The 14,129-nt window shown below is 46.1% G+C and carries 14 protein-coding genes; all 14 read right to left on the minus strand.

Annotated features, from left to right (window positions below):
* Positions 1-49: 49 nt before the first annotated feature.
* Entirely contained in the window at positions 50-730 is a 681-nt protein-coding gene (locus tag MKY44_RS19845; RefSeq protein ID WP_076211651.1) for a site-2 protease family protein, read from the minus strand.
* Between the two features lie 3 nt (positions 731-733).
* The gene (prmA, locus tag MKY44_RS19850; RefSeq protein WP_341008236.1) at positions 734-1,699 is read right to left on the minus strand and encodes a 50S ribosomal protein L11 methyltransferase; all 966 of its coding nucleotides are present in this window, start codon (positions 1,697-1,699) and stop codon (positions 734-736) included.
* Between the two features lie 190 nt (positions 1,700-1,889).
* Positions 1,890-2,282 carry a hypothetical protein gene (locus tag MKY44_RS19855; RefSeq protein ID WP_211080824.1) on the minus strand — a complete coding sequence of 131 codons (393 nt, stop codon included), beginning with the start codon at positions 2,280-2,282 and terminating at the stop codon, positions 1,890-1,892.
* Positions 2,275-2,454, minus strand: coding sequence for a YfhD family protein (locus tag MKY44_RS19860; RefSeq protein ID WP_017687220.1), 180 nt, complete (start codon positions 2,452-2,454; stop codon positions 2,275-2,277). The genes MKY44_RS19855 and MKY44_RS19860 overlap by 8 nt, the downstream gene beginning before the upstream one ends.
* Before the next feature lie 279 nt (positions 2,455-2,733).
* Positions 2,734-3,102, minus strand: coding sequence for a hypothetical protein (locus MKY44_RS19865; protein WP_017687219.1), 369 nt, complete (start codon positions 3,100-3,102; stop codon positions 2,734-2,736).
* Between the two features lie 242 nt (positions 3,103-3,344).
* Positions 3,345-4,469, minus strand: a complete 1,125-nt coding sequence (dnaJ, locus tag MKY44_RS19870; RefSeq protein WP_036615086.1) for a molecular chaperone DnaJ — start codon at positions 4,467-4,469, stop codon at positions 3,345-3,347.
* A gap of 129 nt (positions 4,470-4,598) precedes the next feature.
* Complete coding sequence (gene dnaK / locus MKY44_RS19875) at positions 4,599-6,443, minus strand: molecular chaperone DnaK (RefSeq protein ID WP_338588006.1); 1,845 nt, start codon at positions 6,441-6,443, stop codon at positions 4,599-4,601.
* Positions 6,444-6,604: 161 nt separating this feature from the next.
* On the minus strand, positions 6,605-7,177 hold the full coding sequence (gene grpE, locus MKY44_RS19880; RefSeq protein WP_133385571.1) for a nucleotide exchange factor GrpE: 573 nt from the start codon (positions 7,175-7,177) through the stop codon (positions 6,605-6,607).
* Positions 7,178-7,212: 35 nt separating this feature from the next.
* Positions 7,213-8,244 carry a heat-inducible transcriptional repressor HrcA gene (gene hrcA, locus MKY44_RS19885; protein WP_036615092.1) on the minus strand — a complete coding sequence of 344 codons (1,032 nt, stop codon included), beginning with the start codon at positions 8,242-8,244 and terminating at the stop codon, positions 7,213-7,215.
* A 255-nt stretch (positions 8,245-8,499) separates the two neighbouring features.
* Positions 8,500-8,970: an N-acetyltransferase gene (locus MKY44_RS19890; RefSeq protein ID WP_017687214.1), complete on the minus strand. Its 471-nt coding sequence runs from the start codon at positions 8,968-8,970 to the stop codon at positions 8,500-8,502.
* A 118-nt stretch (positions 8,971-9,088) separates the two neighbouring features.
* Positions 9,089-10,273 (minus strand): radical SAM family heme chaperone HemW, encoded by a 1,185-nt coding sequence (gene hemW / locus MKY44_RS19895; protein WP_036668565.1) that lies wholly within the window; start codon positions 10,271-10,273, stop codon positions 9,089-9,091.
* Positions 10,274-10,421: 148 nt separating this feature from the next.
* Positions 10,422-12,236 (minus strand): translation elongation factor 4, encoded by a 1,815-nt coding sequence (lepA, locus tag MKY44_RS19900; protein WP_036615097.1) that lies wholly within the window; start codon positions 12,234-12,236, stop codon positions 10,422-10,424.
* A 145-nt stretch (positions 12,237-12,381) separates the two neighbouring features.
* On the minus strand, positions 12,382-12,741 hold the full coding sequence (locus tag MKY44_RS19905) for a hypothetical protein (RefSeq protein ID WP_340017985.1): 360 nt from the start codon (positions 12,739-12,741) through the stop codon (positions 12,382-12,384).
* Between the two features lie 54 nt (positions 12,742-12,795).
* On the minus strand, positions 12,796-14,091 hold the full coding sequence (locus MKY44_RS19910; RefSeq protein WP_341008237.1) for a stage II sporulation protein P: 1,296 nt from the start codon (positions 14,089-14,091) through the stop codon (positions 12,796-12,798).
* Positions 14,092-14,129: the final 38 nt, after the last annotated feature.

The following is a 14,129-nucleotide window of genomic DNA, read 5'->3' on the forward strand; positions in this document are numbered from 1 at the left end:
AACTTTTACGTGTTTCTGACCAGTATTCCGGTCCATAAACAATGCGCTTTTAGCGATATAATTCGATAATCACCTTTGCCAGATCCACATACATCGTTTGCGCAAACTCATACAAAGGTTGAATCGTCACATTTTGCAACGGAGGTATAACAAGAATCAATAGGAAGATAAAAATAGACCATTGCTCCACCCCTTGCAGCTTGCGGCTGATTGAAGGTGGCACTACATCTTCCAGAATCCGATAACCATCCAGTGGTGGCAACGGAATCAAGTTAAACAGGAACAGGAAAAAGTTGGTTAAGTTAAAGATAGCGAAGAACGTTGTGATTGCTGTCAGCAGCCGCTCATTATCAATGCCGCCGAGAGCTCCCGAACCAACCAGTGAAGCATAGATGATTGTACCGATGATCGCGAGCAAAAGATTACTCAGAGGCCCTGCTGCAGATACGATGATGCCCATCAATCTAGGTTTGTCGAAGTTAGCCCGATTAACCGGAACTGGACGTGCCCAACCAAAGCCGGCAATAATGAGCAGCAGCACACCAAACAAGTCAAAGTGTACAACCGGATTCAGCGTGACCCGACCCAACAGCTTCGCTGTCGGATCACCAAATTTGTTGGCAAAATACGCATGCGAGAATTCATGCACCGTAAATGCGATCAGAATGGTCAGCAGGAAAAACGGAAGCTGATCAATCGGATAACGAAAGAACGAATTCCAAAAGTCCATACGTTACCCCTTTCTGGCTACAAACGCCAGCCAATCCTCATCACGGTGGATCGCACTCACTTCAAATCCGGAGGCTACCAGTGCATCATGCACAACCTGCTCTTTGTTCTTCCAAATGCCGGATACAATATAGGTGCCACCAGACTCAAGCGCATGATAGACATCGTCTACGAACAACAAAATGATCTCAGCCAGAATGTTAGCCACGACAACCTTAACCGGCAGTTGTACACCAAGTGCAGGGTCCTGACTCCCAAGGACGGACAACAGATCACTCTCTTTAACCGTAATTTGTTGCTCCAGCCCATTCAGTTCCACATTCTCCCTGGCACTAATTACGGCAACTGGATCAAGATCGAGCGCCAGTACATGTTTTGCCCCAAGCTTAATCGCTCCAATAGCCAAAATACCAGAACCTGTACCTACGTCAATAACTTCCTCGCCGCCCTGAATAACCGTTTCCAGTGTGCGCAAGCAGAGGGAGGTCGTTGGGTGGGTTCCTGTACCAAAAGCCATGCCTGGATCAAGCTCAATAATTTTCTCATCCGGACTTTCTGGCGTATACTCTTCCCACGTTGGCTTGATCGTCAGACGTTCCGATACACGTACCGGCTTGAAATATTGTTTCCAGGCTGTTGCCCAGTCATCTTCATCCACTGTACGCGTCTCATAACGAACCTCACCTGTATCAATTCCGAATTCGGAGAGTTCCTCAATTCTCGGATTAACTTCAGACTGTAGTGCAACCATGTCCGTACCTTCGGAGAAGTACCCTTTGATGACTGCAAAGCCTTCCGGAATATCATTCAAAGGAACGTCGTATAACTCACCATATGTCGTGTCCCGTTTTTTATTTAAAGTACCGGACTCTTCAATCGAAACCCCTCCAGCACCCGCTTCATGTAAAAAATTCGAAATCATCTCCACAGATTCTTCTGTGGTATGTATTGTTAGTTCATGCCATAACATACTTGGTTTTTCCTCCTCATTTTTCAAACATCCCAACTATTGTACTACACAAGCTAGCCAGAGCACAAAGCCGCACCAGTAAAAGAAAAACAAAACAGGATATCCGCAGCCTGACTGCTCGAATATCCTGTCATCTATTCAACCATATCTGTTTCATTTACTTCAGCATTTTACATAATTTGAATCTCACTTAGCAAAAACGCCCACCATTCTGCGTGATCATCTCTGCGGCTTGCGGGAGCGAATCGTTGGATACGGACACGGTCAGCAAAATTTCTTGTTTTAGCCTGTTTGCCGAGTCCTCTTTAGGTGTATCATACACCTGACCATTGGACAACATTTCCGTTTCATCACTAATCAGGGCAAGTACATTCAGTTCGCCACTAAATCCTCCGACAACAGCCGTAGGAGAATTATCGGAGCCCGTAACATCGTTTGAGTCCAATGCAGACGCTTCATTGCCAAGGCTCTCAATACTCAATTGGTTCGGGTGTAACAATTCCAGGGCTCTGCGTGCAGACTCGGCCTCAGTCCAGCTTGTAAAAACAGCTTCGAGGGTCACTGCCGAGCGATCTTCAGTCATGAAGCTCCCGTCCCTGACGTCTATCAGCCGCTTCACTGCGGCGTAGTGCTTCTATATCTTCATGATCCGCAGCTTCAGCGCTGAATTCCACGTCCTCATTTTTTGCGGATTGCATACGTTTCATCTTTTCCGTTTTCGTTAAAATCTTGCCTGGACGTTCATGTTCTGCCATTGTAATGCTCCTCCTTCATATTGTATAAGTTCAACTAAATCGTATTTACACTGACACTCCGATGACAGAACAACCTTCCGATCGCTGTTATCCCCAGATTTTTTTAATTCCCATTCTCAAAGGGAAAATCCGGGGATAGCGTATGCTTACGACGTAGCTTTCTTGCGAAAGCTTTTAGGCGAACGCTTCGCTTCTTCAGGTTTTTTCTGTCCTCTCCGTTATTGTGTAAATATTTAGATTGAATCTTATAATGTTGGTCTAACTATGGATTTCTTGAAACTAGATCATTCCACCGGCTTGTTCGATTATAGACATAGCGCGGTGATGTACCGATTCATCTACGATGACAGTTAGTAATACATCTCTTCCTGTAGGTCCACCCTGTCCACCATCACTCATGCCGCTTGCAGAAGGGTCCGCTGCAGCCATGATTCCAGCACTGGCATTTGTTTGCATCGAATCGGGCACCCATGATGAAAAACTACCGGAAACGCCCGGCTTGTAGGAAGCTCCGCTTGGTCCTACACCCGCATATCGGCTGAATCGATTAATTGACAGGTCCTCCACTCGCAATGCCTCCAGTTTTTTGGCTGCCCCCTGAGCCTGCTCCGGGCTGTGAAAGTACGCCAAAATATTTTTCTCGGTCATCCGCTTCACCTGCTTTCCTAATTTCTCGCATATCAGCTATGCATATCATTCTCGCCATGCTATCTTTCCGCAAGTTAGTTCAGAATATACCGAAATGCTCCCACAAATTGCTGTCGTGCTTCGTAGCATAAATCCATGGATTTTTCGAAAACCACTCAATCAGTAAAAAAAGGCGTACAAAAAAAGGACACCCTGCGGTAAAAACCGCTGTGGTGTCCTTTTGAACTTGCTTTATTTTATTCTCAGTCGCCGCGGAAGGCGCGTTTCACTCTATCAAAGAAAGATTGTTCATGCTCATGTGTTTGCTCTCCATCCAGCGAAGCAATTTGGCGAAGCAGATCTTTCTGCTCGTCATTCAGCTTACTAGGTGTAACCACAACCACTTTCACATGCTGATCCCCTTGCCCCATACCGCGCAGGCGTGGTACACCTTTGCCTTTGAGTCGGAAATACGTTCCCGTTTGTGTACCAGCTGGTACTTTCAACTTCACTTTCTCGGTCAACGTCGGGATCTCAACTTCATCTCCCAGAGCTGCCTGAGCAAAGGTAAGTGGGATTTCGCAATAAATATCGTCTCCTTCACGCTCGAAGAAATCATGTGATTTCACGCGAATGACAATATACAGATCTCCCGCCGGTCCGCCACGCAGGCCTCCCTCGCCTTCACCTGTCATACGCAGTTGCGCGCCATCATCTACACCCGCTGGAATGCGAACATGGATTTTACGTTGCTTGCGAACTTTACCGCTGCCACTGCACGTTGTACATTTTTCTTTGATAATTTGGCCCGAACCGCTACAGTTCGAACATGCACGACGATTAACCATACGACCAAACGGTGTATTTTGCACGACTTCCTGCTGACCGCTACCTTGGCAGACCGAGCAGGTTTCCGGTTTCGTTCCAGGTTTGGCACCTGAGCCATGACAAGTATCACAGCCTTCGGTACGCGGAATCGTAATATCAGTTTCTTTACCAAATACAGCTTCCTTGAACTCAATCGTCATCGTGTACTGCAGATCATTCCCCCGTTGCGGAGCATTTGGATCACGTCGTCCACCGCCACCGCCGCCAAAGAACATGTCGAAGATGTCGCCAAATCCGCCGCCGCCAAAATCACCGCCACCACCGAATCCACCTTGATTCGGATCGACATGACCATATTGATCATATTGTGCACGCTTCTGACCGTCACTCACTACGTCGTAAGCTTCTTTAACTTCTTTAAATTTAGCTTCCGCATCAGCAGCCTTGTTTACGTCAGGGTGATACTGACGGGCAAGCTTACGGTAAGCCTTTTTAATCTCATCGTCGTTAGCCGTTTTACTAACGCCAAGCACCTCATAATAATCACGCTTTTCAGCCACTCTTCCACCCCCATATCATTCACCATATCGCACATCGTGACAAAAGGAAAGCCAAAGCGCGGGAGCCCCGGCTATGACTTTCCCTCTAATTCGAACGTCACCGATGTTTAATTCGCATAGAACTACGAATTAGTTTTGTTTTTTATCTTCATCCACAACTTCGTAATCAGCGTCTACGACGTTGTCACGTTTAGCGGAACCTTGTTGCTCTTCAGCACCTTGTGCTTCTTGCTCTTGCGCCTGAGCTTGCTCATACAGTTTCACAGACAGTTGTTGAACGATCTCTGTCAGTTCTTCTGTAGCAGCTTTGATATCTTCCAGGTTGTCGGAAGCCAGAACGCCTTGCAGTTTTTCTTTGGCAGCATTTGCTTTTTCAACTTCGCCAGCATCTGCTTTTTCACCAAGATCTTTAATCGTTTTGTCAACAGAGTAGATCAATTGATCTGCACTGTTTTTCGCTTCAACGAGTTCTCTGCGTTTTTTATCTTCTTCAGCGTGCAGCTCAGCATCTTTCATCATTTGCTCAACTTCAGCATCGCTCAAACCGCTGGAAGAAGTGATTGTGATTTTTTGAGTTTTGTTCGTACCTTTATCTGTTGCAGATACATTAACGATACCGTTGGCATCAATATCGAAGCTAACTTCGATCTGTGGAACGCCACGTGGAGCTGGTGGAATATCACCCAACATGAAACGTCCAAGCGATTTGTTACCCGCTGCCATCTCACGCTCACCTTGCAGAACATGAATCTCAACGCTTGGTTGATTGTCTGCATATGTGGAGAACACTTGAGATTTGCTTGTAGGGATCGTTGTGTTACGCTCGATCATTTTAGTGAATACGCCACCTGCAGTTTCGATACCCAGGGACAGTGGAGTTACGTCGAGCAATACAACGTCTTTCACATCACCTGTCAGTACGCCCGCTTGTACAGCAGCACCCAAAGCTACAACTTCATCCGGGTTAACACCTTTGTGAGGCTCTTTACCCGTCAGTTTTTTGATTGCTTCTTGGACTGCAGGAATACGTGTGGAACCACCAACCAATACGATCTTGTCGATGTCGTTAGCTGTCATACCCGCATCACTCAATGCACGACGAGTTGGTTCAAGCGTACGCTCAACCAGACCTGCAGAGATTTCTTCAAATTTCGCACGGCTCAGGTTCAACTCCAAATGCTGTGGAACGCCATCAGCAACCGTGATGAACGGCAAGGAGATCGTTGTAGTCAATACGCCGGAAAGTTCTTTTTTCGCTTTTTCCGCTGCATCTTTCAAACGTTGAACCGCTGCCTTATCTTTACTCAAGTCAATGCCTTGATCTTTTTTGAATTCACTTACGAGATAATCAATGATTACTTGGTCAAAGTCATCCCCGCCCAGTTGGTTGTCCCCGCTAGTTGCTTTAACTTCGAAGAAGCCGTCACCCAGTTCAAGAATGGATACGTCGAACGTACCGCCACCCAGGTCATATACGAGAATCGTTTGGTCTTCGGATTTCTCCATACCGTATGCCAAAGCTGCTGCTGTAGGCTCGTTGACGATACGCAGAACTTCCAAACCTGCAATTTTACCTGCATCTTTAGTCGCTTGACGCTGACTGTCATTGAAGTAAGCTGGTACAGTGATAACTGCTTGAGTTACCGTTTGACCCAGATAAGCTTCAGCATCAGTTTTCAATTTTTGCAGGATGATTGCAGAGATCTCTTGTGCGGAGTAGTCTTTGCTATCGATTGTTTCCTTATGGGAAGTACCCATGTGACGTTTGATCGACATGATGGTACGATCCGGATTGGTGATGGCTTGACGTTTTGCTGTTTCACCAACAACGCGCTCTCCATCCTTTTTGAAACCAACTACGGATGGAGTTGTACGTGCGCCCTCCGGATTTGGAATTACGACAGCCTCGCCGCCTTCCATTACTGCTACGCATGAGTTTGTTGTTCCTAAGTCAATACCAATTACTTTGCTCATCCGAAAATTTCCTCCCTCAACAATTTAAAATGAATGGGTCTGATCTGACCCTTATTTAGATGTTCATGTTGCTAATCGTGCTCTATGTGTACAAACCTTTATATTAAACTTCGCCCACATTGTTCAACCATGGAGCCGACTCATTCCTTCCTATAAGGAAATTATGAGCTGACTTTAACCATAGCTGGACGAAGCACTTTATCTTTCAGCATGTAGCCTTTTTGGACTTCCTCAACAACGATACCTTCTTCGTACTCGTCGCTCTCCACTTGCATAATTGCTTGGTGGAATTCAGGATTGAACGGTTGTCCTACCGATTCCATAGCCGTCAGACCTTCATTATTCATCACGGTTTCCAATTGACGGAAAATCATTTGGATGCCCTTGGAGAAAGATTCGACCTCTGCTCCTTCCGGTACAGTAGCCATGGCGCGCTCGAAGTTATCAATAACCGGTACCAGTTCGGTGACCAGCTTCATCGAAGCGTATTTAGCCAATTCTTCTTTTTCCTTCTGCGTACGACGACGGAAGTTATCAAAATCAGCCTGTGCACGGACATAACGCTGCTGTTGCTCCTCAGCTTCTGCCTTCAGACGTGCAAGCTCATCCTGCTCCTGACCAGCCATCTCTTCAGCTTGTGCTTCTGCAGCGCCAGCTTCATTAATAGGCTCCTGCTCAGCTGCCGTTACCTCTTGTTCTTCTGTAAATGATTGCTCCTCTTTCAAGATGTTCACCTCCTTATACGAATGAAATGGTTCATTCCCGAATCTTATTTGAAACGATGTGTCAGCATCGCCGTCAAGTCACGGGATAGTGTATTTAGAATATGAATGACACGTGCATAATCCATCCGCGTGGGTCCTAGAATACCGATCGAACCCAAAGCCTCACCGTCCAATGAATAGGAAGCTGTAATCAGGCTGCAGTTGGCAAAGGCTTCATGATCATTCTCAGTGCCGATTCGCACTTGAATACCAGATCCACCCGGCACGGGCATCATCAATTTCATGAGTGTTGGTGTCTCTTCCAGCAGGTCAAGAATATCTTTTACCTTTTCGATATCTTTAAACTCCGGTTGAGTCAACATATTGGTGGCACCACTGAGGAACAGACGATTATCATGTTCATTGTCAAAGGCACTGTTCAGCACCTGCATAACTTCCTCATAACGTGTAATATGCCGTTCCATCTCTTGCCCAAGTTCGGTATAAAGACGGGATTTCAATTTGTAGATTGGTACGCCCACAAGCTTGGTATTTAACAAGCGAACCACATTTTCCATCTCGGCTACCGAGATTTCTGGTGGAATCTGGACCGTCTTGTTCTCCACTTGACCTGTATTGGTCACGATGATTGCCACAGCTTCACTTTCATTCAACGGAAGCAATTGGAAGTGACGTAGGGACGTATGGAATACTTCCGGTCCCAGCAGGATCGAAGTATAATTCGTCATATGTGACAAAATATTGGATGCATGCTGAATAACTTGTTCCATGACGTTCAGCTTTTCAGCGAAGAACGACTTGAGATCATCCAACTCCTGAGGCTCCACCTGATTCCAGGGAACCAAATGATCGACATAATATCGATAGCCTTTATGGGATGGAATACGTCCTGCCGATGTATGCGGCTGTTCCAGGAAACCCATATCTTCAAGGTCCGCCATTTCATTACGGATCGTCGCCGGACTGTATCCAACATCTCCCCTTTTGGAAATGCTCCGGGACCCTACGGGCTCAGCTGAACGGATATAGTCATCCACTATAGCGTTCAGAATCATTCGTTGACGCTCTGTTAACATGGTGAGTATTCCCTCCTTCTGACTGTACTGTCCCATGTCGTTAGCACTCCGGTTAGATGAGTGCTAAGCGGTAATACAAAAATACCAAACTGACGTGAACATTGTCAAGTGAGTTTGATGAGTCGGCTCATCTATTTATAGTATAGACCAATGTCAACGAGTCCTAACAACTTTATTGAACATACTTTGAAGTAAAAAAGGACTGCATGTAGGGCAGAGGCTGACTCGGCTCGATCCATGCAGTCCATTCAGTTGTTAGGCTGAAACGTTAAGCTCTTTTAATACCGCGATCTCATCGCAACAATCCTGCTTGCTGCAATGAACACAGTCGGTCCATACTTTCTCAGGGAAAATCTCTTTTTCCACCACGGCAAAGCCGTTTTTGAGGAAGAAGGATACTTCATATGTCAACGCCATAACCTTAGGAATCTGTTGTTTCTCCGCTTCTTCTACCAGTCGGTCCAGCAATCGGGAGCCAATACCGAGCCCTTTGTGTCCTTCCGAGATACCGAGTGATCTGACTTCCACCAAATCATTCCCCAGACGACAAAGCGATCCGCAACCCACCACTTCACCATCAACTTCGGCTACAACAAAGTGCTCCAGCTGTCGGTGCAGTATTTCCCGTGATCGCGGAAGCATGATCCCACGCTCTGCATAGCCCTTAATCATTTCATACAGTGGTTCAACATCTTCCGGCACGGCTTTTCTGCATATTACCGACATCCTGCTCTCCTCCTATTACCAAGCTTTCCAGAGGAAAGCTGACTTCGTAGTTGTTAAATTAACACGCTCTGTAAAATCAATATGAATAAATATACAACAGAGCGTATAGAATTTCAAGCTATGAATTCAGCGATATGGACCCGATAAACTCCGCAAAAACGTCATTTCCGAACAGGATACCCTGCTCGCTCAGTCGGAAGCCGTCTGCCGTCCGCTCAAGCAACCCTGCGTTCAACATTTTGCCCAAAGGCTTCGCAAACACTTCTTCCATGGACTCTCCGAACTGTTCGCTAAAGCGTGAGGCCGAAGCTCCCTCCAACATTCTCAGTCCAACCATCAGATAATCTTCCATAGCTTCCGGGCGAGCAATCTCAAAATGATCCAGACGAGGCAGCCCTGCTCGTGAAGCTTCAACATAAGGATTTATACCTTTAATATTCATATGCCGTTCGCGGCCCACATATCCATGTGCACCTGCACCCAGACCGTAGTAGTCCTCATTACGCCAGTAGGTAATATTGTGACGACTCTCGAAGCCAGGCTTGGCAAAGTTACTGATCTCGTATTGTCCATAACCTGCTTCTTTCATACGTCTCATTAATAGAAGATACATCTCCAGCTCATCATCTTCATGAGGAAGTGGTAACTGGTTCTTCTGATACAGGGTATGGAAAAGTGTATTCTCTTCCACTTTCAGGCTGTAGATGGAGTAATGCGGCAGATCCAGTTCCAGCGCTTTGTCGATACTCTCATTCAACATTTCAACAGTCTGGTTCGGCAAACCAAACATCAGGTCAATGGACAGGTTATTCAAGCCTGCTTTTCGAGCATTCTCCAAACTGCGATATACATCATCCGTATTATGAATACGGCCAATGCCTGTCAGCAGATCATTCTGAAAAGCCTGTACGCCAAAGCTGACACGGTTGACGCCGCCTTCTTTCATCGCAGCGAGTTTCTCCGCATCCGTTGTTCCCGGGTTGGCTTCCATCGAAAATTCAATATCGTCCGCCCAATTTGGGAAATACGTCTTCACGGAACGAAGAAATACTGCCATCTCATCCGGTTTCAAAGCGGTTGGCGTACCCCCACCTACAAATATCGTCTTGATCTCACCCGGTGGATTGGCCTTAACTGTATGTTCCATCTCCCGTTCCAGCGCTTCGAGATATTGCATCACGGGCTGATCTTTCAGAACGTAAGAGTTAAAGTCGCAATAAAAACATTTATTCGTGCAAAAGGGAATGTGAAGATACACCGCTTGGGGCGCACCTGTCTTCCGGCTGTGTGCTGCCAATGTCATGGCAAGTCCCCCTCTATTTGAAAAAAGGAAAGCCATCCGGCTTCCCTTTCAGCTTAGTTATTTAATATTCTGTGTTGTAACCGAAATTAAATTCTCATTAATCTAATTTGAATACACACATTCTGTGTTGTACCTCAAAATAGATTGTTTAATCATCAATTTTCAGTACCGCCATGAATGCCTCTTGTGGCACCTCAACGTTACCAACCTGCTTCATCCGCTTCTTACCTTCCTTCTGCTTCTCAAGCAGTTTCCGTTTCCGCGAGATGTCACCACCATAACACTTGGCAAGTACGTTTTTACGCATTGCTTTTACCGTTTCACGAGCAACAACCTTGGTACCTACAGATGCCTGAATTGGCACCTCGAACATTTGCCGTGGAATCAGCTCGCGCAGTTTCTCACAGACAATGCGTCCGCGATTATAGGCACGGTCACGGTGAACGATGAAGGACAGAGCATCCACCTGTTCGCCATTGAGTACAATATCCATTTTTGCCAGATTGGACTGACGGTAACCGGACAGCTCATAATCCAGGGATGCATATCCTTTGGTACCGGATTTCAACTGGTCGAAGAAGTCATATACAATCTCGGACAACGGAATCTCATAGGTAATGGTAACCCGGGTTGTGTCCAGATATTCCATATTTACATATTCACCGCGTTTAGTCTGACACAGCTCCATAATGGTACCTACATAATCATTCGGTACGATAATATCTGCCTTGACGTATGGTTCCTCTACGTAATCAATCCGTCCTACCTCAGGATAGTTGGATGGGTTGTCGATTTTCATCACTTCACCATTCGTTAAGGTAACGTGATAGATTACACTTGGTGCCGTTGTGATCAACGGAATGTTAAACTCCCGCTCGATCCGCTCCTGGATAACGTCCATGTGAAGCAGTCCAAGGAATCCGCAACGGAATCCAAAACCGAGTGCACTGGATGTTTCCGGTTCAAAGCTCAGAGACGCATCGTTTAACTGCAATTTCTCCAACGCTTCACGCAGATCAACATAGTCCGATGTTTCGATCGGATAGAGACCACAATACACCATTGGGTTAATTTTACGATAACCCGGCAAAGGTTCCGGTGTTGGATTTTTGGCATCCGTTACCGTATCCCCGACTTGTGTATCGCCAACATGCCGAATACCTGCAACGATAAATCCAACATCCCCGACGTTCAGCTCGTCCACGATGGTCATACGAGGTTTGAACGCTCCAACTTCAATGACTTCAAATGATTTACCTGTTGCCATCATTTTGATTTTGGAACCGGATTTGATTTTGCCATCAACAACACGCACATATACGATTACACCTTTATACGGGTCGTAGTGCGAGTCAAAAATCAGCGCTTTCAAAGGCTGGTCAGGATCACCAGTTGGTGCTGGAACACTTTTCACCACTTGCTCCAAAATTTCTTTGATTCCGATTCCTGATTTGGCCGAAGCCAAAACTGCATTACTTGTGTCCAAACCAATAACATCTTCCACTTCCTGCTTCACCCGTTCAGGATCAGCACTCGGAAGGTCAATTTTGTTAATAACCGGTAAAATTTCGAGATTGTTATCCAATGCCAGATACACGTTGGCAAGTGTTTGGGCTTCAATTCCCTGAGCCGCATCCACAACCAGAAGAGCACCTTCACATGCAGCAAGACTGCGTGATACTTCATACGTGAAGTCTACGTGTCCCGGTGTGTCAATCAGATTCAATAAATACTCTTCACCATCATCCGCTTTGTAAGTCAAGGCTACAGCTTGTAGCTTGATCGTTATTCCACGTTCACGTTCAAGGTCCATTTTATCCAGAACTTGTTCCTGCATTTCACGTGAAGTGAGCGCACCTGTGTGCTCCAAGATCCGGTCCGCAAGTGTTGATTTGCCGTGATCTATATGTGCAATAATAGAAAAGTTACGAATTTTACGTTGTCTTGCCCGAATGTCAGTCATTCCTTACCCCCAGAAACAGCCTAGTGTCAATCACTTCATTATAACAGTTGAAGCACAGTGCATCAATCCCGTGATGTCTCAACTTTAGAATAAAGTGTTATCATGCACTCCCAGAGGTTATATTGTACCTTAAAATTATAGTATTTTATTCAGCAACGCCGCTAAAAAGAGAGACCACCCACTTGATTCCACTGTGTGAGAGATTTTGCAATAGTCCAGCCGTTTTGTCTGCCAACACATCAACCGGAGCCTTATTTTGATCCGCCCCAAGTACTTGGCTTGGTGACTGAACAGGTACAAATGGTGGTTCTTTGATTTCCTTTTGGACAGGTGCAGTCGGGACAGATTCGGTAACCTGTGAAGTTGGCTCTATTGTCACAGCGGTTGACGTGCCGTCTGATGAATTACCCATATGAAAGTTGCTGCCAGCCAGCTGCATTCCAAACAGAACACCCAGCAACATTAATACAGCGATGGATAACAGTCTTTTCCCGAATCTGGACATGTGCATTGCCTCCTGTCACTCTCTACTATTTTGTTCTTCATACATATATAGTCCCTATCCACCCTGTGATGACGTTTCTGCACTGGCTTTGTCCACCTTCTGATCTTCCCAATACACTTGGGCAATCATGTCTGCTAGAATCTTAGATGTCCGTTGGAGCTCAGCTCCTGTGTTGTCGATGCCGCCAATCTCAATCAAAATGCTGTTGGGTGAAAGGGTTTGGTTATACTCTCCATTGTTGGCTCCTCCACCATCTTTGCCCCACACACCACGGGATACCCCAGGATACTTGGCTTCCAGTTTCTTATGAATTTTCGCTGCAAAGGCTTCATTCTGCCGCCAATTTGGATTTTCATGTCCAATAATGAAATACACTTTGGCGTAGCCCAGGTCATTAATAGTGGTTGTTGTTTTGCCATGACGTTGTGAATCGCGATGAATGTCTATGAGATACGTCAGATCATCATTTTGAGCGAGTGCCGCTTTTACCGTTTGACGGGAGTATTTATAAGAATAGTTCCAGTTGTAGTCCTTTACTTTAGTGGGGTAATCATCCTTGGCGTGTTCTACGCCGATTCCCAGCTTCTCCAGACTATCTGAGAGGTAGGTTCCCACTTGAAACACATTTCCTGTTGATTTGCCTGATGATGGATTATCACTTTTCGTACCTAGCAGTGGATTGTAGCCTTCCCGTGGATGGGAATGATAGATAAGAATTGACTTTTTGCCTGTTATAGGAGAGCCTGAATTGTCTTTCTCACCATTCTTCGCTGGGGGATCTTCTTTACCTTCTCCATCTCCAGGCTCACTAGACTCAGGTGGATCCGTATTGTCCTGACCTGGTGGAACATGCAGCTCACTACCGGGTTTTCCTCCACCTGCGGAAGCCGTGTCCGTAAGACCGGGACCGGGCTGATAATCTTCGGGTGCCTCGGCTTTTTCGTTACCAGATCCAGGACGGAGCAGAACAGGTTGGTTGGAACCCATGCCCGGCATTTCTCTAGCAATCAAGCTTTTCGGATCTTGAGGATTTACATTCGTTAGTAATTGGAAAACAAATGAGGTGAGATTCTCACCGGATATGGCAGAGGTCTGTTCCTTCTGGGTGAGATGGGGCATCTCCATACCGAGCATATCGACGAAAAAGCGGCTTGATACGGCACTCGCAAATCCTTTCATGGAAGAAACGGGTGAATTATTCAAGCGTTTCTCTGCCATCCCCCCCAGACCCAGTACGACAAAAAACAAGGCAGATATGATCATAAGCAACAACAACGTACGGCCCATGGCCAGCACGTGCAGACATCTTTTTTTCCACTTTCCAATATTCCAGGCCAATATCTTGTTCATTCTGCTGTCTCCTTCCCTGCTGGACAACTCTTATACTT

This window comes from Paenibacillus sp. FSL R7-0026 (genome assembly GCF_038004485.1).
Lineage (GTDB): Bacteria > Bacillota > Bacilli > Paenibacillales > Paenibacillaceae > Paenibacillus > Paenibacillus xylanexedens_A.